This window comes from Microbacterium sp. SW12, assembly GCF_055391095.1.
In genome coordinates, this window is record NZ_AP024335.1 from 1,063,675 (window position 1) to 1,087,684 (window position 24,010).

At 65.3% G+C, this 24,010-nt stretch carries 15 protein-coding genes, 3 rRNA genes and 1 pseudogene; all 19 read left to right on the forward strand.

Features of this window, described 5'->3' with window-relative positions; genetic code table 11:
• Nucleotides 1-8: 8 nt before the first annotated feature.
• Entirely contained in the window at nucleotides 9-2,909 is a 2,901-nt protein-coding gene (locus MICSW_RS05335; protein ID WP_464497326.1) for an MMPL family transporter, read from the forward strand.
• Nucleotides 2,906-4,738 carry a YhgE/Pip family protein gene (locus MICSW_RS05340; RefSeq protein ID WP_464497329.1) on the forward strand — a complete coding sequence of 611 codons (1,833 nt, stop codon included), beginning with the start codon at nucleotides 2,906-2,908 and terminating at the stop codon, nucleotides 4,736-4,738. The genes MICSW_RS05335 and MICSW_RS05340 overlap by 4 nt, the downstream gene beginning before the upstream one ends.
• A 226-nt stretch (nucleotides 4,739-4,964) precedes the next feature.
• Nucleotides 4,965-6,008: an N-acetyl-gamma-glutamyl-phosphate reductase gene (gene argC, locus MICSW_RS05345; RefSeq protein ID WP_464497332.1), complete on the forward strand. Its 1,044-nt coding sequence runs from the start codon at nucleotides 4,965-4,967 to the stop codon at nucleotides 6,006-6,008.
• On the forward strand, nucleotides 6,005-7,162 hold the full coding sequence (argJ, locus tag MICSW_RS05350) for a bifunctional glutamate N-acetyltransferase/amino-acid acetyltransferase ArgJ (protein WP_292727012.1): 1,158 nt from the start codon (nucleotides 6,005-6,007) through the stop codon (nucleotides 7,160-7,162). The genes argC and argJ overlap by 4 nt, the downstream gene beginning before the upstream one ends.
• Nucleotides 7,159-8,058 carry an acetylglutamate kinase gene (argB, locus tag MICSW_RS05355; RefSeq protein WP_228177776.1) on the forward strand — a complete coding sequence of 300 codons (900 nt, stop codon included), beginning with the start codon at nucleotides 7,159-7,161 and terminating at the stop codon, nucleotides 8,056-8,058. The genes argJ and argB overlap by 4 nt, the downstream gene beginning before the upstream one ends.
• A gap of 32 nt (nucleotides 8,059-8,090) precedes the next feature.
• On the forward strand, nucleotides 8,091-9,362 hold the full coding sequence (locus tag MICSW_RS05360) for an acetylornithine transaminase (protein ID WP_464497339.1): 1,272 nt from the start codon (nucleotides 8,091-8,093) through the stop codon (nucleotides 9,360-9,362).
• Nucleotides 9,359-10,282, forward strand: coding sequence for an ornithine carbamoyltransferase (gene argF, locus MICSW_RS05365; RefSeq protein WP_228177778.1), 924 nt, complete (start codon nucleotides 9,359-9,361; stop codon nucleotides 10,280-10,282). Before MICSW_RS05360 ends, argF begins: the two co-directional genes overlap by 4 nt.
• A complete protein-coding gene (locus tag MICSW_RS05370; RefSeq protein ID WP_464497342.1) occupies nucleotides 10,261-10,584 on the forward strand; it encodes a heparan-alpha-glucosaminide N-acetyltransferase domain-containing protein in 324 nt (107 codons plus the stop codon). The genes argF and MICSW_RS05370 overlap by 22 nt, the downstream gene beginning before the upstream one ends.
• A complete protein-coding gene (locus MICSW_RS05375) occupies nucleotides 10,557-11,342 on the forward strand; it encodes a hypothetical protein (protein WP_464497344.1) in 786 nt (261 codons plus the stop codon). Before MICSW_RS05370 ends, MICSW_RS05375 begins: the two co-directional genes overlap by 28 nt.
• Nucleotides 11,339-12,766: an argininosuccinate lyase gene (gene argH, locus MICSW_RS05380; RefSeq protein WP_228177780.1), complete on the forward strand. Its 1,428-nt coding sequence runs from the start codon at nucleotides 11,339-11,341 to the stop codon at nucleotides 12,764-12,766. Before MICSW_RS05375 ends, argH begins: the two co-directional genes overlap by 4 nt.
• Before the next feature lie 69 nt (nucleotides 12,767-12,835).
• Complete coding sequence (locus MICSW_RS05385; RefSeq protein ID WP_228177781.1) at nucleotides 12,836-13,480, forward strand: SatD family protein; 645 nt, start codon at nucleotides 12,836-12,838, stop codon at nucleotides 13,478-13,480.
• A complete protein-coding gene (locus MICSW_RS05390) occupies nucleotides 13,477-14,175 on the forward strand; it encodes a hypothetical protein (RefSeq protein ID WP_292733388.1) in 699 nt (232 codons plus the stop codon). Before MICSW_RS05385 ends, MICSW_RS05390 begins: the two co-directional genes overlap by 4 nt.
• Before the next feature lie 40 nt (nucleotides 14,176-14,215).
• Nucleotides 14,216-15,543, forward strand: a pseudogene (gene tyrS / locus MICSW_RS05395) (tyrosine--tRNA ligase).
• 513 nt (nucleotides 15,544-16,056) lie between these two features.
• Nucleotides 16,057-17,578: ribosomal RNA gene (locus tag MICSW_RS05400) — 16S ribosomal RNA — on the forward strand.
• 405 nt (nucleotides 17,579-17,983) lie between these two features.
• Nucleotides 17,984-21,083 (forward strand): 23S ribosomal RNA (locus tag MICSW_RS05405).
• Between the two features lie 101 nt (nucleotides 21,084-21,184).
• A 5S ribosomal RNA gene (gene rrf, locus MICSW_RS05410) occupies nucleotides 21,185-21,301 on the forward strand.
• Together the 16S, 23S and 5S rRNA genes form the textbook arrangement of a ribosomal RNA operon.
• Nucleotides 21,302-21,953: 652 nt before the next feature.
• Complete coding sequence (locus tag MICSW_RS05415; RefSeq protein WP_464497352.1) at nucleotides 21,954-22,661, forward strand: hypothetical protein; 708 nt, start codon at nucleotides 21,954-21,956, stop codon at nucleotides 22,659-22,661.
• Nucleotides 22,661-23,695 (forward strand): HAD-IIA family hydrolase, encoded by a 1,035-nt coding sequence (locus tag MICSW_RS05420; RefSeq protein WP_228177785.1) that lies wholly within the window; start codon nucleotides 22,661-22,663, stop codon nucleotides 23,693-23,695. Before MICSW_RS05415 ends, MICSW_RS05420 begins: the two co-directional genes overlap by 1 nt.
• Before the next feature lie 89 nt (nucleotides 23,696-23,784).
• Nucleotides 23,785-24,006, forward strand: a complete 222-nt coding sequence (locus tag MICSW_RS05425; protein WP_228177837.1) for a hypothetical protein — start codon at nucleotides 23,785-23,787, stop codon at nucleotides 24,004-24,006.
• The last annotated feature ends 4 nt before the right edge of the window (nucleotides 24,007-24,010 follow it).

The following is a 24,010-nucleotide window of genomic DNA, read 5'->3' on the forward strand; positions in this document are numbered from 1 at the left end:
CCGCGCCGATGTCGTCGTTCCTCTACCGCGTGGGCCGATTCGCGGCCCGTCGTCGGTGGACGGTCATCGTCATCTGGATCGCCGTGGTCGTCGGTGCTTCGGCGCTGGCCGGTGTTCTCGGCAACCACCTGCAGTCGAGCTTCACCGTGCCGGGCACCCAGGCGCAGTCGGCGCTGGACGCCCTGGAGCAGCGCTTCCCGCAGATCAGTGGCGCCAGCGCCAAGGTCGTTGCCGCCGCGCCGTCGGGGGACCAGATCTCCACGAGCGAGGAGCTGATCTCCACCGCTTGCGAGAACATCGCCGCCCTCGATGATGTCGTTGCTGTCACGTGCCCGTACCCGATGGCCGAGAGCGGCTCGACGGCGGCATCCGATGGGGCGTCCTCGCAGATCTCCGCGAACGGTGACATGGCCTTCATCGCCATTCAGCTCTCGGTGGCCGCCACCGACATTCCCGACTCGCTCGTGGCCTCAGTCGGGCAGGCCACCGCGCCGCTGTCGGATGCCGGACTGACCGTTGCCGTGTCGGGACTGGCCGCGAGTTCATCGTCGGGGGTCGACTGGACGGAGCTTGCCGGGATGGGCATCGCCTACATCGTCCTGGCCATCACGTTCGGTTCCCTCCTTGCCGCGGGGATTCCCCTGGTCACGGCCGCGCTCGGTGTCGGACTCGCAGCGAGTGCCATCACGATCGTCGGTGCCCTCGTGCCGGTCTCCTCGACGGCTCCGGTCCTCGCGACGATGCTGGGCCTTGCTGTCGGTATCGACTACGCCCTGCTGATCACATCCCGGCACCGCGACAACCTCCGGGAGGGGATGGATCCGGCCGAGTCGGTAGCGGTGGCCATAGCAACGGCGGGCACGGCTGTCGTCTTCGCGGGGATGACGGTCATGATCGCCCTGGTAGGCCTCGGGGTGGCCGGGATCCCGTTCCTCACCGTCATGGGGCTGGGAGCTGCTGGCGCGGTGCTCACGGCGCTGTTGGTGGCTGTCACTCTGCTTCCGGCGATCCTCTCGCTCCTCGGCCGCCGACTCATCCCACGGGGTCGGGCCGTTCGTCGGGCCGCTCGCCGCGGCGCGGAGCCGGGACACACAGCGCGCTGGGTGAAGATCGTCACTCGTCAGCCGCTGCTGACCGCGCTCGGTGTCACCGCGGTGCTCGCGGTGATCGCGATCCCGGCATCCGGACTTCGTCTGACGCTGCCCGATGCCGGATACGATCCGCCCGGATCCGAGGCGCGCGTCGCCTACGATCTGCTCGACGAGGGTTTCGGACCCGGCTTCAACGGCCCGCTGCTGGTCACCGCCGACATCTCTCGCACGCTCCAGATCGAGCAGGCTCTCACCGCGCTCCAGGATGCATTCCAGGGCGTGCCCGGGATCACCGCGGTCTCGCAGGCGTTCCCGAACGAAGCCCTCGACATGGCTGTCGTGACGATCACTCCCGACAGCTCCCCGTCATCCGATCAGACCGCTCAGCTCGTGCAGACCCTGCGCGATCGCGCCGCGGCGTTCGAGGAGGCGAACGGCTTCACCTACGAGATCACCGGACAGACTGCCCTCGCCATCGACATCTCCGATCGCCTGGGCGCGGCGATGCTGCCGTTCGCGATCGTGGTCGTGGGGCTGAGCCTGGTGCTGCTGACGATCATGTTCCGCTCCATCGCCGTGCCGATCACCGCGACCTTCGGCTACCTCCTGACAGTGGGGGCGGGGCTCGGGATCGCCACCGTGGTCTTCGAATGGGGCTGGGGTGCATCCCTTCTGGGGGTCGGCAAGGTCGGCCCGGTGATCAGCTTCATGCCGATCCTCGTCATGGCTGTGCTGTTCGGACTCGCGATGGACTATCACGTGTTCCTCGTCTCACGGATGCGCGAGCGGTTCGTCGACACCGGCGACGCGCACGCCGCGGTACTCCAGGGCTTCTCCGCCTCCGCGCGGGTCATCACTGCCGCCGCGCTCATCATGTTCTCCGTCTTCTTCTCGTTCGTCCCCGGGGGAAACGCGATCATCCAGCCGATCGCTCTCGCGCTCGCGGTGGGGGTGCTCATTGATGCGTTCGTGGTGCGGATGACCCTGATCCCCGCCCTCATGGCACTGCTCGGTGCGCGCGCGTGGTGGTTGCCGCGCTGGGCGGTACGGGCATTGCCGGATGCTGACATTGAGGGTGAGGCAGTGCGCCGCATGCTCGATCAGCGAACCTGGCGCGAGGCCGATCGGGAGACGCGAGGGCGCGGCATCCATGCGCACGAGGCGACGTTCGGTGACTCGGCGCCGCTCACCGTCGATCTGCCGGAGTCCGGCGTCCTTGTGGTCCACGGCCCCGAAGCCGCAGCCGTCTGCGCAGGTCTCTCGGGCCGGATTCCCGGCATCGGTGGCGACCTTGCCGTCGGCGGTCGGCTCATCCCGTTCGAGAGAGAGCCGCTCTCTCGGGTCTCGGTCCTGGTTCCGGCGCTTCCTACGCCCACTGACGCGAGCACTCTCGTCGAACATGTGCGGCGACAGGTACGCCTGAACGGCAGCGGTGGTGATCACCGTGATCGGGTGCGCCGCGCGATCGAGCTCTGGGGGGAACTGACGGGCGGGCCGAACGTTCTCGACGAGGTCGATGTGCCGATGTCGCGTCTTGACGAGCACCAGCGGTGGACCCTCGATGCCGCTGCCGCGCTCGCATCGACGCCCGAGGTGACGGTCCTCGATCTGCAGCGCAGGCGAGATCAATCGGCGCTGCTTGACCGCATCCTGCGCACCGCGTCGGCCTCGACGACGCTCGTTGTCGCTGTCAGTGATCCCGTGGCCGAAGATGCACTTGCCCTGACCCCTCACGGCCGCGTCGTGAGGGTCCTCCTTGCAGACCGGTCACCTGAAGGTCGCAGCCGGCAAGACGTAAGCGACGAGGTGGTCGTATGACCGGGCTGTCGGGGCTGTTGACCGGTGGCGGTCGGGGCAGGGCGATCGCGCTCGCGGTCTTCGCGATCCTGATACCGCTGCTGGTCATGCTGACGCTGCTGCCGCGTCAGACCCAGGAACAGGTTCCCGTGGCGATCGTGAATCTTGATGTTCCGATCGAGGACGGGGGCACGCCCGTCGCCGCGGGCAAGCTCGTCACCGAGAACCTTCTGACAGCCGACGACGGGATCGCGTGGACCCTGACGGACACCGCGACAGCCGACCAGGGGCTCGCGCAGGGCACCTATCTCGCGGTGGTGACGATCCCGGCCGACTTCTCCCAGGACGTCGCAACCCTCGGCACTGATGCGCCGACGCAGGCTTCGCTGACAGTGCAGACCAGCACTCGTCACGGGTATCTCTCGGGCGTGCTGGCCGAAGCTCTGGCAGCGGGCCTTCCGCGCGGAGTGGAAGCTCAGCTCACGTCGGGGTATGTGTCAGGCACGCTGGCGGCCTTCACTGAGTTGCACACCGGAATCGGGCAGGCAGCCGACGGCGCGAGCGAACTCGCGAGCGGCATCGGGGACGCCGCGGGGGGAGCGGCAGTGCTCGCAGAGGGGCAGCGGGAGCTGGTCGCGGGGCTCGAGGGGATTGGAACGGTGCTTCGCGCCCTCCCGACAGGGGTCCGCGACCTGGGTGCGCTGAGCGCCGCAGCCGGGTCGGATGCCGCGGCTCTCGCGGGGTCGCTGGCCGGCGCTGCGATCGACGCCGAGGCGCTCTCGCTCGCGCAGGATCTCGGCGTCGCCGATCTCGACGCCCTCGCTGCGGTGATCTCCGCGGACCCGACCGTGCCAGCCGGCGACCTGCTCGATGACATCCTGGCCCTCCGCAGTGGGGCCGCCGCGATTGCATCGGACCTTCAGAATCAGGCCGGCGCTCTTGCCGGCGACGCCGTGGATGCCGCCGAACTCGCCGTCGGCGCCGACGCCGTGGCCGACCTCGCGGGGCCGGCGGCGTCAGCGCTCACCCAACTCGCGGCGGCTCAGCAGGAGGCGGTGTCCGGTGCGTCTGATCTCGCGGCCGGCGCTGCAGACCTTGCCAGCGGGCTCGATACCGCGGCCGGCGCCGCTGGTGAACTCGCGAGCGGCCTGGGTGAGGCGGCATCCAGCATCCCGAGTTATTCGAGTGCCCAGCAGCAGAGCATCGCGGCAACCGTCGCCTCGCCGATCGGCGTCACCACCACCAGCATCGGTGGCCCGGATTCCGCTCTGGCCGCGGCGGTGGCAGCGCTGGCGCCGGTGTCGCTGTGGCTGGGGGCGCTCGCCACCTTCCTCGTCGTTTCTCCCTTTGCGCGGGCGTCGCTCGTGGCCCCGGCAACGTCCGCGCACATCGCCGCTGACGCTGCACTGGTTGCGATGGGAATCGCCGTTGTGCAGTCGGTGCTCGTGTGGCTGGGGGTTGCCGTCCTCGGTGTCGTCCCCGATCGGATCGCCGTCGCCTACGGGCTGACCCTTGCCGCCGCGGTGTCGTTCACGCTGTTCCACCAGGCACTCACCGCCCTGTTCGGTCGAGCAGGTCTCATCGTGTCGGTGCTCGCACTGGGTCTCCAGCTGGTGGCCGCAGGCACCCTTCAACCGGTTACCGAGGGTTCGCTGGCTGCCACGCCGTTCTCGATCCTGCCGTTGAGCGTTGCCCTGCAGGGCGCCGACGCTCTGGTGGGCGGGTCGCTACACGAAGTGCTCGGGGCTGCAGTCGGACTTCTGCTGTGGGCTGCGGTCGCCTTCGCTGGCACGGTCATCGGGGTGCGCCGCGCGCGCTCACGTGCCGTGAGCGCCCTGCTTCCGGCGTGAGCTCGCGCGTCGATTTGCGGCGTCGAGGCCTAGATCGGTACTCTCGCGACATGCTTCCGGCACCGCACGACCTCGTTGCTTTCGCGACGACGGTTCGCGTGCTGCGCCGACGTCTGGGCGGTCGCCGACTCTAGGCGACCCCGCTGCGCTGTCGCGCGCGGCGGTGTCGCCACCTCCGGCTCTGTGCTTTCGATGCACGACGAACCCAGACAATAAGGTGGAATCCATGACCTACTCGGTCGCCGTCTCTGGCGCCTCCGGATATGCCGGCGGCGAGATCCTGCGGCTCCTAGCCCAGCATCCTGATGTCGATATCCGCACCGTCACCGCCCACTCCAACGCCGGGCAGCCCCTCATCGAGCACCAGCCGCATCTGCGCTCGCTCTCGCATCTGACGTTGCAAGACACCACTCCCGAGACCCTTGCCGGCCACGACATCGTGGTTCTCGCATTGCCGCACGGACAGTCAGCGCAATACACGGATGCCCTCGGAGATGTGCCCCTCGTGATCGACGCCGGCGCCGATCACCGGTTGCGCGATGCGGCAGCGTGGGAGCAGTTCTACGGCGGGGCGCACCCCGAGCCCTGGGCCTACGGCGTTCCCGAGCTGCCCGTCGCGAGCGGGAAGATCCGTGACACCCTCGCGGGCGCGACTCGCATCGCCGCACCCGGCTGCAACGCCTCGACGGTGAGTTTGTCGCTCGCGCCGGGGGTGGCTGCCGGCGTGATCGATCCGAGCGACATCGTCAGCGTGCTCGCCGTCGGCCCGTCGGGGGCAGGGAAGAGCCTCAAACCGCACCTGCTGGCAAGCGAAGTGCTCGGCAGCGCGAACCCGTATGCGGTCGGCGGCACACACCGGCACATCCCCGAGATCCGTCAGGCGCTGCAGGATGCCGGAGGGACCGACGTCCGGATCTCCTTCACGCCCGTCATCGTCCCGATGGCCCGCGGAATCCTTGCGACTTCCACCGCGCCGATTGCTCCGGGCGCCACGGATGCCGACATCCGCGCGGCCTGGGAGCTGGCGTACGCCGACGAGCCGTTCGTCCAGCTGCTGCCGGAGGGACAGGTCCCTCGCACGGCCGACGTGGTCGGGGCCAACACTGCGCTCCTCGGGCTCGCGATCGACCGGGCCGCAGGCCGGGTCGTCGTCGTCGCCGCTGTCGACAATCTCGTCAAGGGCACGGCCGGTGCCGCGGTCCAATCCATGAACATCGCGCTCGGCCTTCCCGAGGGCCGCGCCCTCACTACGAACGGAGTGGCACCGTGACCGTCACCGCGCCCGCAGGGTTCGAGGCGGCAGGAGTTGCCGCCGGACTCAAGTCGACCGGAAAGCCGGATGTCGCCGTGGTGGTCAACCGCGGGCCGCTCACCGTCGGCGCTGCCGTCTTCACGAGCAACCGCGCCAAGGCAAACCCGATTCTCTGGTCCGAACAGGCCATCCAGGACGGCGTCGTCGAAGCCATCGTGCTCAACTCCGGCGGCGCGAACTGTTTCACGGGTTCGTTCGGGTTTCTGACGACCCACCTGACCGCGGAGCGCGCCGCCGAGCTGCTCGGAGTGAGCGCCGGCGACATCCAGGTCTGTTCCACCGGCCTCATCGGAACCGGCGATCAGGTCTTCCGCGACAAGGTCCTCGCGGGAACCGAAGCCGCGATCGGTGCCCTGTCGCCGGATGGCGGCGAGGATGCTGCCCGAGCGATCATGACCACCGACTCCCGCCCGAAGACCACCACCATCACCGTTGACGGCTGGACGATCGGCGGAATGGCCAAGGGCGCCGGAATGCTCGCGCCCGGGCTCGCGACGATGCTCGTCGTTCTCACCACCGATGCCGTCCTGAGCGCGGCAGAAGCCGACGGCCACCTGCGTGCTGCGACGCGCGTGAGCTTTGACCGCCTCGACTCCGACGGGTGCATGTCCACGAACGACCAGGTGACCTTGATGGTCAGCGGTGCGAGCGGCGTCACGCCCGAGCCGGGTGCCTTCCGCACCGCGCTCATCGCGGTCTGCACCGACCTCGCGACCCAGCTGCAGTCAGACGCCGAGGGGGCGAGCCACGACATCACGATCGAGGTGATCCACGCGGCATCCGAAGACGACGCCGTCGAGGTGGGACGCTCGGTCGCGCGCAACAACCTCTTCAAGGCGGCGATCTTCGGCAACGACCCGAACTGGGGGCGCGTGCTCGCGGCGATCGGGACGACGGATGCCGCATTCGACCCCTATGCCGTGGATGTCACGATGAACGGTGTCCGCGTGTGCTCCGACGGCGGTCCCGACCAGCCCCGCGAACTCGTGGATCTCACCCCTCGGGCAACGAGCGTCGTCATCGACCTCAAGGTGGGCGATGCCTCGGCCACCATCTACACCAACGACCTCACCCACGATTACGTTCACGAGAACAGCGCCTACTCGTCATGACTGACCTGCAAGAGACCACGCCCGACGAGGCTGCCGAGAAGGCAGCCGTGCTGATCGAGTCGCTGCCGTGGCTCAAGCGCTTCCGCGACCAGATCGTGGTCGTCAAATACGGCGGCAATGCGATGGTGTCCGAAGAACTGCAGCGCACGGTCGCCGAAGACATCGCGTACCTGCGTTACGTCGGCGTCAAGCCCGTGGTGGTCCACGGGGGAGGCCCGCAGATCTCCCGCATGCTGGAGCGCCTCGACATCCCGAGCGAGTTCCAGGGCGGATACCGCGTCACGAACACCGAGGCGATCTCGGTCGTGCGCATGGTCCTCACCGGCCACATCAACCCGCAGCTCGTATCGAAGATCAATGCGCACGGCCCGTTCGCCGCCGGCCTCTCGGGTGAGGACGCCGGGCTGTTCGGCGGCCGCCGCCGCGGGGTTGTCGTCAACGGTGAAGAGGTCGACCTCGGGTCGGTCGGGGATGTCGTTCACGTGAACCCGACGGCGGTCCTCGACCACCTCGCGGCGGGCCGCATCCCCGTCGTGTCCTCGATCGCGCCCGACCTGGATCGTCCGGGACACACCTTGAATGTCAACGCCGACGCCGCGGCGGCGGCGCTCGCGGTGTCGCTGAATGCCGCCAAGCTCGTCATCCTCACCGACGTCCCCGGACTGTACGCGGACTGGCCGAATCGTGACTCGCTGGTCTCTCACCTGACCTCGACGGAGCTGCGAACGATGCTGCCGACGCTGGAGTCGGGAATGGTCCCCAAGATGCAGGCGTGTCTAGACGCCGTCGACGGGGGAGTCGACACGGCGGCGATCATCGACGGGCGCGTGCCGCACTCGCTCCTGATCGAAGTCTTCACGAGTAAGGGCATCGGAACCGAAGTGGTGAGCGCATGAGTGCAGTACTCCCCGAGACGAAAAGAGGCGCAATGAACGACGAGGCACCGACCACGGCATCCTGGCAGCACGATGCCCGCCGCGACCTTCTTGCCAACGCCGGAGACCGCCTTGCGCTGTTCACCCGCGGTGAGGGCGCCTACCTGTGGGATGACGCGGGTAAGCGCTACCTGGACTTCCTTGCCGGTATCGCGGTGAACTCGCTCGGGCACGCACACCCCGCGTTCGTCGAGGCGGTTTCTGCTCAGGCCGCGACCCTCGCGCACGTGTCGAACTACTTCGCCACCCCGCCGCAGCTCGCCCTGGCCGCGAAGCTCAAGCGACTCGCGGGAACCGGTGATTCCGGCCGCGTGTATTTCTCGAACTCGGGTGCGGAGGCCAACGAAGCGGCGTTCAAGCTTGCCCGGCTGCACGGCGGAACTGACCGGCCCCGGATCCTCGCCCTCACCGACGCCTTCCACGGGCGGACGATGGGCACCCTCGCCCTCACGGGAAAGCCGGCCATGCAGGAACCGTTCCTTCCGATGGTTCCTGGTGTGGAGTTCCTGGACTCGACGATCGAGGCTCTCGAAGCCGCGATGGATGACTCGGTCGCAGCCCTCATCCTCGAACCGATCAAGGGTGAGGCTGGCGTGCTCCCGCTCCCGGACGGCTATCTCGAAGCCGCGCGCGAGCTGACCCGCCGCCACGGTGCGCTCCTCATCCTTGATGAGATCCAGACCGGGGCCGGTCGCACCGGCGAATGGTTCGCCTTCCAGCACACCGGTATCACCCCGGATGCCATCACCGTGGCAAAGGGTATTGGCGGCGGATTCCCGATCGGGGCGCTCATCACCTACGGCGAGGCGAGCGAGCTGTTCTACCCCGGTACCCACGGGTCGACGTTCGGGGGGAACGCGCTGGCTACCGCGGTCGCGGGGGCGGTGCTCGACGAGATCGAGCGCGCCGATCTGGTGACCAACGCCCGCATCCGTGGCGGGCAGGTGCGTGAGGGCATCCTCGCGATCGACTCCCCGCTGATCGCCGGATGCCGCGGGCAGGGACTGCTCCTGGGCGTGGCGCTGACCCGCCCCGTCGCGAAGGCCGTCGTCGCCGCGGCGCAGGAACACGGACTCATCGTCAACGCCGCCAACGACGACACGATCCGGATCGCGCCGGCCCTGACGATCGGCGACGTCGAGATCGACGAGTTCCTGACCCTCTTCACCGCGGCCCTGTCCACCGTGACCGACGCCCTCATGCTCGACGAGACCTCGCAGCCCGACGAGACCTCGCAGCCCGACCACAAGGAAGCCGCGCAATGACCCGCCACCTGCTTCGCGACGATGACCTGACCCCGAAGGAGCAGGCAGAGATCCTTGCCCTTGCGGCAGACCTGAAGAAGGACCGCTGGAAGGTTCAGCCGCTGGCTGGCCCGCAGACCGTCGCGGTGATCTTCGACAAGTCATCCACGCGTACGCGCGTGTCGTTTGCTGTCGGAATCGCCGATCTCGGCGGGTCGCCGCTGATCATCTCGACCGCCAACAGTCAGCTGGGCGGCAAGGAGACCCCCGCCGACACCGCCCGCGTGCTCGAGCGGCAGGTGGCCGCGATCGTCTGGCGCACCTATGCGCAGGCAGGCCTCGAAGAGATGGCTGCCGGCACGCGGGTGCCCGTCATCAATGCGCTCAGCGACGACTTCCATCCGTGTCAGATCCTCGCCGATCTGCTCACAATCCAGGAGCACAAGGGCGAGCTGAAGGGCCTCACGCTCGCCTTCTTCGGGGACGGGCGCACCAACATGGGGCAGTCCTATGTGCTCGGCGGGGTCACGGCCGGCATGCATGTGCGCGTCGCCTCCCCGGTGGAGTACGCACCGCGTGAGGATGTCGTGGCCGACGCCGACCGCCGCGCCGAGCAGACCGGCGGTTCGGTCGCGCTCTACACCGACCCCAACGAGGCTGCCGCCGGCGCAGACATCATCGTCACCGACACCTGGGTCTCGATGGGCAAGGAGGACGAAAAGCTCCAACGGCTTCGCGACCTCACGCCCTACAAGGTGTCGCAGGAACTCATGAGCCTCGCCAAGGACGACGCGAACTTCATCCACTGCCTCCCCGCCGACCGCGGGTACGAAGTGGATGCCGAGGTGATCGACGGCCCGCAGAGCGTCGTGTGGGACGAAGCCGAAAACCGACTCCACGCGCAGAAGGCGCTGCTGGTGTGGCTGCTGCAGCAGCAGTAGCCGACCGGGTCGTCGGGAATCTGCGCCGCCTGGACGGGCCGCCGCGGATTCCGGGGCTGGACCTTGCCCGCGGGCTCGCCGTGATCGGGATGCTCGCGGCTCACCTGTTCACGCTGCCCGAGATCGACTGGACCGATCCGGTGACCTGGGGTGGGATCGTCGGCGGTCGCTCGTCGATTCTGTTCGCGACTCTCGCCGGCGTCTCGATCTCGATCGTCACCGCCGGCCCACGCGCCCCCGCGCCCCGGGCAGGTGGCTGGCCTGGCGAGCTCTCGTGCTCTGGGTCATCGGAATCGCACTGATCCTCACGGGTGTGCCGGTGTACGTCATCCTGCCGGCGTACGCGATCCTGTTCGCCGCGGCGATTCCTTTCGTGCGCGTGCGCACAGCGACGCTGTGGGTCTGGGCTGTCGCGGTGGCGCTTATCGTGCCGTGGCTGCTTCCGCCGATCGAGGCGGCGCCGTTCTGGGACACGGCGCCGGGCGAAGCGGTGTTCCTCCTGACCGGATGGGCCTACCCAGCTCCGCTCTGGCTTGCGTTCCTGCTGGCCGGAATGGCGGTCGGCCGCCTCGACCTCGCGCGGGCAGGAGTGCTGTGGGTCACGGCGGGCGCGGGTCTTGTGACTGCCGCGGTAGCAGAGACCCTCGCGGTCGTTGTTCCAGCCCCCGACGGGTACCTCGGCCAGGTGTGGCGGGCCAGCGGGCACAGTGGTGGCATCCTCGAGGTGTGGGGCTCGGGTGGGTTCGCCATCGCGATCATCGCCCTGTGCGTGCTGCTGTGCCGTACTATCCTGCGCGCCGTCGTGCTTCCGATCCGGACCCTGGGCGCGATGCCGCTGACGGCATACTCTGCGCAGATCGTCGTGTGGGCGGTGTGGGCGCTCATCGCACTGGGGACGACATCCGACCTGTTCGGGTTCCGGGCCCTGAACCCGTTCTGGCCGATGACGCTCGGGATCATCGCAGCCTGCTTCGCGTGGGCACTGCTGCTCGGGCGCGGCCCTCTCGAGCGGCTGGTCGATACGGTGTCGCGGCCGCGCGCGGATAGGCTGGCACGATGACTGCGACGGGTGATGCAACGCACGATGGCGCCCTCTGGGGTGCGCGATTCGCTTCGGGTCCATCGCCCGAACTTGCGGCCCTGAGCGTGTCCACCCACTTCGACTGGGCACTCGCCCCTTACGACATCCGGGGATCGCGTGCCCACGCGTCAGCCCTCGAGGCTGCTGGCTATCTCAGCGCCGACGAAGCTGCCAGCATGCGCGCGGGGCTCGATGAGCTCGCTGCTGCAGTCACCCGCGGCGAGGTCGTTGCCCGGCCTCAGGATGAAGACGTCCACGGTGCGCTCGAGCAGGCGCTCATCGAGATCGTCGGTCCCGAGCTCGGCGGAAAGCTCCGAGCCGGGCGCAGCCGAAACGACCAGATCGCGACGCTGGTGCGGATGTACCTCCTCGACCACACGCGGACGCTGGTACGTGAGATCGTCCGTCTCATCGATGCCATCGTCGCCCAGGCTGAGGCCCACCCGGCTGCGATCATGCCGGGGCGAACTCACCTGCAGCACGCCCAACCCATCCTGCTGGCGCACCACCTGCTCGCTCACGCGTGGCCGCTCGTGCGCGACCTCGAACGGCTCCGCGATTGGTCGACGCGGGCATCGGTGTCGCCCTACGGCGGGGGAGCGCTCGCCGGATCCACTCTGGGACTTGATCCCGCGCTTGTCGCTGCAGAACTGGGGCTCTCTCGGCCCGCAGAGAACTCGCTGGATGGAACCGCGGCGCGCGACGTCGTCGCCGAGTTCGCGTTCATCGCCGCGCAGATCGGGGTCGATCTGTCGCGCTTTGCCGAAGACATCATCGTGTGGAACACGCGGGAGTTCGGCTTCGTCACGCTCGATGATGGCTACTCGACCGGCTCGAGCATCATGCCGCAGAAGAAGAACCCTGATATCGCGGAACTGGCGCGGGGCAAGGCGGGGCGCCTGATCGGAAACCTCACCGGGCTGCTGGCCACGCTCAAGGGCCTGCCCCTGGCGTACAACCGTGATCTGCAGGAAGACAAAGAACCCGTCTTCGATTCGGTGCGGACGCTCGAGACGGTGTTGCCCGCCTTCGCCGGGATGGTGGCGACCCTGCGTTTTGACACCGACCGGATGGCGGAGCTTGCACCGCAGGGCTTCTCTCTTGCCACGGATGTCGCGGAGTGGCTCGTTCGGGAGGGCGTTCCCTTCCGTGATGCGCATGAGATCTCCGGGAAGCTCGTGCAGGCGTGTGAAGTTCGGGGGATCGGACTCGAGGACGCCGACGACGACCTGCTTGCGCGGGTCTCGCCGCGGCTCACGCCGGGAGTCCGCGAGGTCCTGACGATCGAGGGGTCGGTTTCCAGTCGCACCGGCGTGGGCGGAACCGCTCCGGAGCGGGTTGCCGAGCAGCGCGCGGAACTGATTTCGCGTGTGCAGGACGCTGCGCACGCGCTGGGGCTGTGACGGGACTGATAGATCCAAAAAATCAGCCCGGGGCTTATTATCTCGCTTCATAAGCGATAGACTGCTTGTGTGACCGTCGCGGTGATCGCAGATATCGTCGGATCCCGGCGCCTCGCCGACCGGGATGCCGCGCAGCGCGAGCTCGAGGCGACTATCGCGCGCGTCAACGCTGACCGGCCGACAGCGATCGTCCCGCTGACGGCGACGTTCGCCGATGAATTCCAGGCGGTCTTCGCGGAACTCGATCACGCGCTTGCGTGGCTCCTGTTGCTCCAGCTTGCTCTTCCCGAAGAGATCGAGCTGCGCTTCGGGATCGGCATCGGCACCGTGGGGGCCGTTTCGTCAGCAACCGACCGCATCTCCGACGGGCCCGGTTGGTGGTCAGCCCGGGATGCCGTCGAGGCCGTGCACCGCCTCCAGGATCGCGCCGTGCCGCGCGCGCGGACGCGCGTTGTCGCAGCTTCGGGGGAGGATGCCGCCATGGCCGAGCGTGTCCGATCCGTCAACGCATACCTGCTCGTCCGCGATGAGATCGTCGGCGCGATGACGTCACGCACGCGCCGCCTCGCTTATGGTCGCTGCCTCGGTCGAACGCAGCACGACCTCGCCGCAGAGGAGGGGATCACGCAGTCCGCGGTCTCCCAAGCGCTCGCCGCCGGCGGAGCCGCGGGGCTTGTGGCCGGATTCCAGATCCTGGACGAAGCGTCCGGATGATCGCCGCCGGCATCGTGCTCCTGACAGTCGGTGGCGTCGACCTCACGCGGCGTTCGCTGACCGGGATGCGTCGCGCGATCGTTCTGGCCGTGCTCGGACTCGTGGTGCTGATCGCCTCGGCCGGCGCGGATGCCGCGGTCTGGAGCTTCGTCGCCGTCGGCGTGGCCGCGGCCTGGGCTCTGGCCACCCCGGATCGCCGGGGCGGGCGAGCCGGGTTCTGGCCGGTCGCGCTCGTGGTAACTGTCGCTGCTCTCGCCGTCGCGCTTCTCGGCGTCCGACAAGACCAGGGGCCGCTCGGCGAGGTGTGGCCCTCCCACTCGCCGCTGGGCGCGGTGAGCCTGGACGTCGCAGTGCTCGTCGCCGGAGCGCTGGTCTTCCTTCTCGAATCCGGGAACGTGATCGTGCGAATCGCGCTCCGAGACGGCGACGTGCCCGTTGAGGAGCGTGCGGCGACGCTGAAGGGCGGACGACTCATCGGTCCGATCGAGCGGGTGCTCGTCTTCGCCCTTACCCTCACCGGCGCGTTCACGCTCCTGGCCGCGGTGCTTGCAGCGAAGGGCATCGTCCGCTTTCCCGAGATCTCCCGGGACGGAGAGGGCGGCATCCGCGCGGAGTACTTCCTCATCGGGAGCCTCGTGAGTTGGACGACTGCCCTCGCTGTAGCTTTCCTCGTATGGTGGGGGACCTCGATCTGACGCCGCGGTCAGCGGTGGGCGCGCTGCTAGCCTGAGATTCGTGGCAGAACTCACGACCGATTCCCCCGTCCGCGCGTTGGAGCCCGCGAACGACCCTTCGTTCGAATCGGTCTGGGACGAGATCGTTTGGCGTGGTTTGGTGCACGTTTCCACCGATCAGGAGGCGCTGCGCGCGCTGCTGGGGGCGGCCCGATCACGTATTACTGCGGCTTTGACCCGACGGCGCCGAGCCTGCACCTGGGTAACCTCGTGCAGCTGCTCCTGCTGCGTCGGCTGCAGCTCGCGGGGCACCGACCGCTCGGCCTGGTCGGGGGATCGACCGGCCTGGTGGGCGATCCGCGACCGACAGCCGAGCGGACCCTGAACACGCGCGAGACCGTTGCCGAGTGGGTGTCGCGACTGCGCAGCCAGGTGGAGCGCTTCCTCAGCTTCGAGGGGGAGAACGCCGCACGCATCGTCAACAACCTGGACTGGACGGCGCCGCTGTCGGCTATCGACTTCCTTCGCGAGATCGGCAAGCACTACCGCGTTGGCACCATGCTGAAGAAAGACGCGGTCAGCGCTCGTCTGAACTCGGAGGCGGGGATCAGCTACACGGAGTTCAGCTACCAGATCCTTCAGGGGCTCGACTATCTCGAGCTGTACCGGACCTACGGCTGTGTTCTGCAGACCGGCGGCAGCGATCAGTGGGGGAACCTCACCAGCGGCGTGGATCTGATTCACCACGCCGAACATGCGTCGGTTCACGCCATCGGCACGCCGCTGATCACCAACAGCGACGGTACGAAGTTCGGCAAGAGCGAGGGCAACGCCATCTGGCTGGATGCCTCCATGTGCTCTCCGTACCGGATGTACCAGTTCTGGCTCAACACTGACGACGCCGACGTCATCACGCGGATGAAGATCTTCACGTTCCTCACTCGCGAGGAGATCGACGAGTATGAACGACTCGTCGAGGTGGAGCCCTACCGCAGGGCCGCGCAGAAGCGGCTCGCCCTGGAGGTCACGACGACGGTGCATGGCCCGGAGGCGACGGCAGCAGTGATCGCCGCATCCGACGCGCTGTTCGGGCAGGGCGATCTCACCTCGCTGGATGCAGAGGTCCTTCGCACCGCGTTGGAGGAGTTGCCACATGTGGAGGGGGCGCGGGAGATGACCGTCGTTGAAGCTCTTGTCGCAACCGGACTGGTGGCCAGTCTCTCCGAGGCTCGGCGGGCCATCGCGCAGGGCGGGGTCTCGCTCGACGGCATCCGCGTCGACGACGACGGCGCGCGGGTGACCGGTGGGCTCCCCGGGGGAGTGTCGGTGCTGCGTCGCGGCAAGAAGACGCTTGCTGGAGTCTTCCTCGGACCGCGTGAATCCGCGTGATGCGGCGCGACACGCCCGGGATGCGGGCAGGATTTGTCACGTTGTTCATATCCGCGTAATGTCTTTCTTGTTCGCCCCAAAGGAGCGCGGTGAGGCTGAGAGCCTCCCCTCCTCAAGCAGTGAACCACCCCCCAACACACAGACTCCTTGAGAGTCACAGACCTCCGGGTCTACGATGGGGGATCCGCTCTTCGCGGTGGTCTTGTCGACCGCTCGAGCGAGTCTGAGACTCGCCGGACGCCGATTTGACAGCGACGAGGAAGCGGATAAGATAGAGAAGTTGCCCTGCGGGGAGGTCGAGAGGCCGAAAGCAGGAGCATCCGATCCTTGAGAACTCAACAGCGTGCACTTGTCAAATGCCAAAAAACCTCGATTCAGCTTCGGCTGAATGAGATTCCTTTGGATCAAAGTCCGGCACTTCGGTGTCGGCAACGGATAGTCAGCAATGACATCCCTTTGGTCAGATCAAACTCGCTGCTTCAGTCAATTTCCGGCTGATCGCAGCAACATTTCTTCACGGAGAGTTTGATCCTGGCTCAGGATGAACGCTGGCGGCGTGCTTAACACATGCAAGTCGAACGGTGAAGCAGAGCTTGCTCTGTGGATCAGTGGCGAACGGGTGAGTAACACGTGAGCAATCTGCCCCTGACTCTGGGATAAGCGCTGGAAACGGCGTCTAATACCGGATACGAGCTGCGAAGGCATCTTCAGCAGCTGGAAAGAATTTCGGTCAGGGATGAGCTCGCGGCCTATCAGCTTGTTGGTGAGGTAACGGCTCACCAAGGCGTCGACGGGTAGCCGGCCTGAGAGGGTGACCGGCCACACTGGGACTGAGACACGGCCCAGACTCCTACGGGAGGCAGCAGTGGGGAATATTGCACAATGGGCGAAAGCCTGATGCAGCAACGCCGCGTGAGGGACGACGGCCTTCGGGTTGTAAACCTCTTTTAGCAGGAAAGAAGCGAAAGTGACGGTACCTGCAGAAAAAGCGCCGGCTAACTACGTGCCAGCAGCCGCGGTAATACGTAGGGCGCAAGCGTTATCCGGAATTATTGGGCGTAAAGAGCTCGTAGGCGGTCTGTCGCGTCTGCTGTGAAAACCCGAGGCTCAACCTCGGGCCTGCAGTGGGTACGGGCAGACTAGAGTGCGGTAGGGGAGATTGGAATTCCTGGTGTAGCGGTGGAATGCGCAGATATCAGGAGGAACACCGATGGCGAAGGCAGATCTCTGGGCCGTAACTGACGCTGAGGAGCGAAAGGGTGGGGAGCAAACAGGCTTAGATACCCTGGTAGTCCACCCCGTAAACGTTGGGAACTAGTTGTGGGGTCCATTCCACGGATTCCGTGACGCAGCTAACGCATTAAGTTCCCCGCCTGGGGAGTACGGCCGCAAGGCTAAAACTCAAAGGAATTGACGGGGACCCGCACAAGCGGCGGAGCATGCGGATTAATTCGATGCAACGCGAAGAACCTTACCAAGGCTTGACATATACGAGAACGGGCCAGAAATGGTCAACTCTTTGGACACTCGTAAACAGGTGGTGCATGGTTGTCGTCAGCTCGTGTCGTGAGATGTTGGGTTAAGTCCCGCAACGAGCGCAACCCTCGTTCTATGTTGCCAGCACGTAATGGTGGGAACTCATGGGATACTGCCGGGGTCAACTCGGAGGAAGGTGGGGATGACGTCAAATCATCATGCCCCTTATGTCTTGGGCTTCACGCATGCTACAATGGCCGGTACAAAGGGCTGCAATACCGCGAGGTGGAGCGAATCCCAAAAAGCCGGTCCCAGTTCGGATTGAGGTCTGCAACTCGACCTCATGAAGTCGGAGTCGCTAGTAATCGCAGATCAGCAACGCTGCGGTGAATACGTTCCCGGGTCTTGTACACACCGCCCGTCAAGTCATGAAAGTCGGTAACACCTGAAGCCGGTGGCCCAACCCTTGTGGAGGGAGCCGTCGAAGGTGGGATCGGTAATTAGGACTAAGTCGTAACAAGGTAGCCGTACCGGAAGGTGCGGCTGGATCACCTCCTTTCTAAGGAGCATCTGGCACCCTCGGGTGTCCAGGCGCCGGATCGAGACATACGTTCTCGCCGGTTAGCTCATGGGTGGAACATTTGACGAGGTGTCGATCGAAGATCGCCCCGCTCAGTACGTCCTTCGGGACTGGAACCGCGGATCGTGAACGATCGGCACATGCACGCTGTTGGGTCCTGAGGGACCGGGTGTCGCGAATGCGGCAGCTGAACCTCAGGGCCTTTTCTGGCGGTCGCAGTGCGACACGCGGAGAAGGTACCGCCCGTACTTTGAGAACTACACAGTGGACGCGAGCATCTTAGAGACGATCTTCGGATCGTTTCACAAAGATGATCTTTATAGATCATTAGTCAATTTCTGATCCGGCTTCGGTCGGATCCGATTCTTGATAAAACTCATGTGATTTCAAGTCTTTAAGAGCAAACGGTGGATGCCTTGGCATCTGGAGCCGAAGAAGGACGTAGCAATCTGCGATAAGCCTCGGGGAGTGGATAAGCACACTTTGATCCGAGGATCTCCGAATGGGGAAACCCCGCTGGGCGGCGTGCCGACCCAGTGACTCCCGCCTGAATATATAGGGCGGGTAGAGGGAACGTGGGGAAGTGAAACATCTCAGTACCCACAGGAAGAGAAAGCAACCGCGATTCCGTTAGTAGTGGCGAGCGAAACCGGAACAGGCTAAACCGAGTACGTGTGATATCCGGCAGGAGTTGCGTATTCGGGGTTGTGGGACTTTTCGTGTTGTTCTGCCGAACAGCAAGCGTTACAAGAAGGTATAGACGAATGGCATTGAAAGGCCAGTCATAGAGGGTGCCAACCCCGTAGTCGAAATGCCTCCCTTGGCGCGAGAAGTATCCCAAGTAGCACGGGGCCCGAGAAATCCCGTGTGAATCTGTCAGGACCACCTGATAAGCCTAAATACTCCCAGATGACCGATAGCGGACAAGTACCGTGAGGGAAAGGTGAAAAGTACCCCGGGAGGGGAGTGAAATAGTACCTGAAACCGTTTGCTTACAAACCGTTGGAGCAGCCCTAGCAGCTGTGACAGCGTGCCTTTTGAAGAATGAGCCTGCGAGTTAGCGATATGTGGCGAGGTTAACCCGTGTGGGGTAGCCGTAGCGAAAGCGAGTCTGAATAGGGCGATTCAGTCGCATGTCCTAGACCCGAAGCGAAGTGATCTATCCATGGCCAGGCTGAAGCGACGGTAAGACGTCGTGGAGGGCCGAACCCACTTAGGTTGAAAACTGAGGGGATGAGCTGTGGATAGGGGTGAAAGGCCAATCAAACTTCGTGATAGCTGGTTCTCTCCGAAATGCATTTAGGTGCAGCGTTGCGTGTTTCTTGCCGGAGGTAGAGCTACTGGATGGCCGATGGGCCCTACAAGGTTACTGACGTCAGCCAAACTCCGAATGCCGGTAAGTGAGAGCGCAGCAGTGAGACTGTGGGGGATAAGCTTCATAGTCGAGAGGGAAACAACCCAGACCACCAACTAAGGTCCCTAAGCGCGTGCTAAGTGGGAAAGGATGTGGAGTTGCTCAGACAACCAGGAGGTTGGCTTAGAAGCAGCCACCCTTGAAAGAGTGCGTAATAGCTCACTGGTCAAGTGATTCCGCGCCGACAATGTAACGGGGCTCAAGCACGCCACCGAAGTTGTGGCATTGACATTATTGGTAGGCCTTCGTGGTCCAGCCGTGTTGATGGGTAGGAGAGCGTCGTGTGGCCAGCGAAGCGGCGGTGTGAACCAGCCGTGGAGGCTACACGAGTGAGAATGCAGGCATGAGTAGCGAAAGACGTGTGAGAAACACGTCCTCCGAAAGACCAAGGGTTCCAGGGTCAAGCTAATCTTCCCTGGGTAAGTCGGGACCTAAGGCGAGGCCGACAGGCGTAGTCGATGGACAACGGGTTGATATTCCCGTACCGGCGAAGAACCGTCCCAATCAATCCAGTGGTGCTAAGTGCCCGAATCCCTTTGTACGATCCCTTCGGGGTGAGGCATTGGGCCTAGCGCACGACCCCATGCTGGTGCGGTTAGCGTATTAACAGGTGTGACGCAGGAAGGTAGCCCAAGCCAGGCGATGGTTGTCCTGGTGCAAGTGCGTAGGCCGAGTGATAGGCAAATCCGTCACTCATATGGCTGAGACACGATGCGGATAAAAAGTGGGTGATCCTATGCTGCCGAGAAAAGCATCGACGCGAGGTTCTAGCCGCCCGTACCCCAAACCGACTCAGGTGGTCAGGTAGAGAATACCAAGGAGATCGAGAGAATCGTGGTTAAGGAACTCGGCAAAATGCCCCCGTAACTTCGGGAGAAGGGGGGCCTTCGACGTATTAGGACTTGCTCCGAAAGCGTTTGGAGGCCGCAGAGACTAGTGGGTAGCGACTGTTTACTAAAAACACAGGTCCGTGCCAAGTCGCAAGACGATGTATACGGACTGACGCCTGCCCGGTGCTGGAAGGTTAAGAGGACGGGTTAGCGCAAGCGAAGCTCAGAATTTAAGCCCCAGTAAACGGCGGTGGTAACTATAACCATCCTAAGGTAGCGAAATTCCTTGTCGGGTAAGTTCCGACCTGCACGAATGGCGTAACGACTTCCCAACTGTCTCAACCGCGAACTCGGCGAAATTGCACTACGAGTAAAGATGCTCGTTACGCGCAGCAGGACGGAAAGACCCCGTGACCTTTACTACAGCTTGGTATTGGTGTTCGGTGTGGCTTGTGTAGGATAGGTGGGAGACTTTGAAGCAGGGACGCCAGTTCTTGTGGAGTCGTTGTTGAAATACCACTCTGGTCACTCTGGATGTCTAACTTAGAACCGTAATCCGGTTCAGGGACAGTGCCTGGTGGGTAGTTTAACTGGGGCGGTTGCCTCCCAAAAAGTAACGGAGGCGCCCAAAGGTTCCCTCAACCTGGTTGGCAATCAGGTGGCGAGTGTAAGTGCACAAGGGAGCTTGACTGTGAGACTGACAGGTCGAGCAGGGACGAAAGTCGGGACTAGTGATCCGGCAGTGGCTTGTGGAAGCGCTGTCGCTCAACGGATAAAAGGTACCTCGGGGATAACAGGCTGATCTTGCCCAAGAGTCCATATCGACGGCATGGTTTGGCACCTCGATGTCGGCTCGTCGCATCCTGGGGCTGGAGTAGGTCCCAAGGGTTGGGCTGTTCGCCCATTAAAGCGGTACGCGAGCTGGGTTTAGAACGTCGTGAGACAGTTCGGTCCCTATCCGCTGCGCGCGTAGGAAGTTTGAGAGGATCTGACCCTAGTACGAGAGGACCGGGTTGGACGAACCTCTGGTGTGTCAGTTGTTCCGCCAGGAGCACCGCTGATTAGCTACGTTCGGGATGGATAACCGCTGAAAGCATCTAAGCGGGAAGCCGGCCTCAAGATGAGACTTCCATGCCTACGGGCGAGAGGCTCCCAGCAGACTACTGGGTTGATAGGCCAGATGTGGAAGCGTGGTAACACGTGCAGCTGACTGGTACTAATAAGCCGATGACTTGATAACACACCGTTTTTGGTGCTTGCGTCCACTGAGTGGTTCTCGATGTACGGTCGAGAACCGCATGACAATGACTTTTGTTGTGCAGACTGAAACATCAATAGTGTTTCGGCGGCCATAGCGAGAGGGAAACGCCCGGTCCCATTCCGAACCCGGAAGCTAAGCCTCTCAGCGCCGATGGTACTGCAGGGGGGACCCTGTGGGAGAGTAGGACACCGCCGGACTTCTTTTAAGAAATGGCCACCCAATGCTGGGTGGCCATTTCTCGTTAACAGGCCGCTGCATCGCTGATGTACGCCACGTGGAAGGATCGGGCACGAGATGGTAGAGGACAGCGCGCCGAACGCGGATGATTCGGACCGTCGCGACCGCAAGGATCGAGCGGCTCGTCCGTATCGCGAGGGCAGTTCTGCGCGGGGTGGCCGACCCGATCGGGCTGGTTCGGATCGTCGGGCTGGTGCTGGGCGGAGCGCTCCCGGTGACAAGTCAGCCCGCGGCTCGTCGCGAGGCCCTCGCGACGGCGGCGCGAGCGGAGGCGAAGCCCGTCCTCGCTACAGCGATGACCGCGGCCGGCCCCACGGCTCGGCCCGCCCCCGCGGCGCGGGTGAGCGTGACGCCGACAGGCCGCGCTCGTCTGAACGAGGTGGTCGTCCCTCCGATCGAGGTGGTCGTCCGTCCGAGCGCGGTGGTCGTCCATCGGATCGCGGAGGCCGCCCCTCGGAGCGCAGGGGCGATACGGACCGCGGTCGCGCAGATCGTCCGCAGCGTAGGGAACGCCCACCTCGCGACAACGAAACCCGCGAGCGCGCGCCCGAGATCCCTGAAGAGATCACCGCCCGGGACCTCGCTGCGCCCGCCCGCAATGAGCTCAAGACCTTGAGCAAAGAGAACGCGGACGCCGTTGCCCGGCACCTCGCCATGGCGGCGCGGGTGATCGATACCGATCCGGCCCTCGCGCACGAGCACGCGCAGGCCGCGGTCAAGCGTGCGGGTCGGATCGCCGTGGTCCGTGAGACTGCCGCGATCACCGCGTACGCGACCGGGGACTTCGCCCTCGCGCTGCGTGAGCTGCGGACGTATCGCCGCATCTCGGGCAAGGATGACCAGATCGCTCTGCTCGTCGACAGTGAACGCGGGGTGGGGCGTCCCGACCGTGCCCTGGAGGCGGGCCGGGCCGTCGACCGCGACGCGCTCCCGGCGGGGGTACGTGTCGAGCTCGCGATCGCGATGTCTGGCGCGCGCCTGGATCTGGGCGAGCCCGAGCGCGCGCTCAGTGAGCTCGATATTCCGGAGCTCGACCCGGATCGCGCCTTCGAGTGGTCACCCGCGCTCTTTGCCGCCCGTGCCACGGTTCTGGACGAGCTCGGACGCGTCGATGAGGCACAGGAGTGGCAGCGGCGGGCGATCATCGCCGCCGATGCCCTGGATGCGGCAGCCGGCTTTGCCGAGAGCGAAGAGCTGTTCGTCGAGGACATTGAACCCGAGGAACTCTCGTCCGAAGGGCCCGCCGCCGCGCCGGCGGCCACCGCCGAGCCGACCTCGCGTCCCGCGACTGAGACCGAGCGCGCCGACGGAGAGGGCTGATGGCGATGTTCTCGCGGCGGCGCACGTCATCGACGCCGCTCGATGGAGTGGATGCGGTCCTCGCCGACCTCGACGGTGTCGTCTACGCCGGGGCCGGCGCATTGCCGTGGGCAGTGGAGAGCCTGTCAGCGCTGGGGGAGCGGCGCCTCGGGTTCATCACGAACAATGCATCCAGGACCGACGAGGCTGTCGCCGAGCACCTTCGGGAGCTTGGCCTTGCGACGCAGGCATCGGACGTGGTCACCAGCCCGCAAGCGGCAACGCGTCTGCTGCGTACCCGCGTAGAACCGGGCGCGACGATTCTCGTCGTCGGTGGTGAGGGGCTGGTCGTCGAACTCGAGAACGCCGGGTACGCCGTCACCCGGAGTGCTGAGGATTCGCCGGCGGCTGTCGTGCAGGGTTTCGCCCCGGATGTGGGGTGGAAGCAGCTGGCAGAGGCGGCGTTCGCGCTGAAGACCCCGGAGGACGAGGGTGGCATCCCCTGGATCGCCACCAACACCGACTGGACGATCCCGCAGGCCCGCGGGATCGCACCGGGCAACGGCACGCTCGTCTCGGCGGTGCACACTGCCGTCGGGCGCCTGGCGACCGTCGCGGGAAAGCCCGAGACGCCGATCTTCGAGGAGGCTGTCGCGCGTTTCGGGGCGCAGCATCCGTTGTTCATCGGTGACCGCCTCGACACCGACATTCTCGGCGCCTGCCGGGCCGGAATCGCCTCGGCTCTGGTGCTGACGGGAATCGACCGGCCCAAGCACGTGCTGGCAGCCCCCGCCGGATCGCAGCCCACGTTTATCCTCGGTGATCTTCGGGAACTCTTCGAGCCGTACCCCGAGGCTGTGACCCATGACGGGGTGACGGAGGTGCGGGGTGCTCGCGTTCGCATCGATGGTCCCGATGTGGAAATCCTCGCGGAGGGGGAGCGCCCCATCGACCTCCTGCGTGCCGGGGCTGCCGCGATCTGGCGGACCGGCCGTGCGATCTTCGGGTTCCGTGTGCCGGAGCGCCTCTACGCGGATCCATTCCACCGGCCCTGAGCGTTCACCGGCCCTGGGCCTCCACCCTCCTGGGGCCTTCACCGCGCTGTCGGGCCTGATCGCGCTGTCGCGCCCGTAGTCTGGGTGTCATGCTCAGCGACGACCGTCCCGATGAGGATGCCGCCTCCGACGAGATCAAGGACGGCGACACCGTGACGGAAGCCGCCGCTCCCCGCCCTGACGAAAACCTTCTCTCGCAGCTGGATATCGTCGAGTCGCAGCCGCTGTCTGACCGGGCTGCGGCGTACGAAGCCATCCACGAAGACCTGGCTCGGCGCCTGGAGCACAATCCTGAGGCGCCTCGTCAGTGATCTC

What these genes read in the sequence shown, in the direction of transcription:
- MICSW_RS05420 (WP_228177785.1), top strand. Translation starts at nt 22,661, where the DNA reads ATGGCGATGTTCTCGCGGCGGCGCACGTCATCGACGCCGCTCGATGGA.
- MICSW_RS05340 (WP_464497329.1), top strand. Translation starts at nt 2,906, where the DNA reads ATGACCGGGCTGTCGGGGCTGTTGACCGGTGGCGGTCGGGGCAGGGCG.
- MICSW_RS05425 (WP_228177837.1), top strand. Translation starts at nt 23,785, where the DNA reads ATGCTCAGCGACGACCGTCCCGATGAGGATGCCGCCTCCGACGAGATC.
- argF (WP_228177778.1), top strand. Translation starts at nt 9,359, where the DNA reads ATGACCCGCCACCTGCTTCGCGACGATGACCTGACCCCGAAGGAGCAG.
- MICSW_RS05360 (WP_464497339.1), top strand. Translation starts at nt 8,091, where the DNA reads ATGAACGACGAGGCACCGACCACGGCATCCTGGCAGCACGATGCCCGC.
- MICSW_RS05390 (WP_292733388.1), top strand. Translation starts at nt 13,477, where the DNA reads ATGATCGCCGCCGGCATCGTGCTCCTGACAGTCGGTGGCGTCGACCTC.
- argC (WP_464497332.1), top strand. Translation starts at nt 4,965, where the DNA reads ATGACCTACTCGGTCGCCGTCTCTGGCGCCTCCGGATATGCCGGCGGC.
- MICSW_RS05335 (WP_464497326.1), top strand. Translation starts at nt 9, where the DNA reads ATGTCGTCGTTCCTCTACCGCGTGGGCCGATTCGCGGCCCGTCGTCGG.
- argH (WP_228177780.1), top strand. Translation starts at nt 11,339, where the DNA reads ATGACTGCGACGGGTGATGCAACGCACGATGGCGCCCTCTGGGGTGCG.
- argB (WP_228177776.1), top strand. Translation starts at nt 7,159, where the DNA reads ATGACTGACCTGCAAGAGACCACGCCCGACGAGGCTGCCGAGAAGGCA.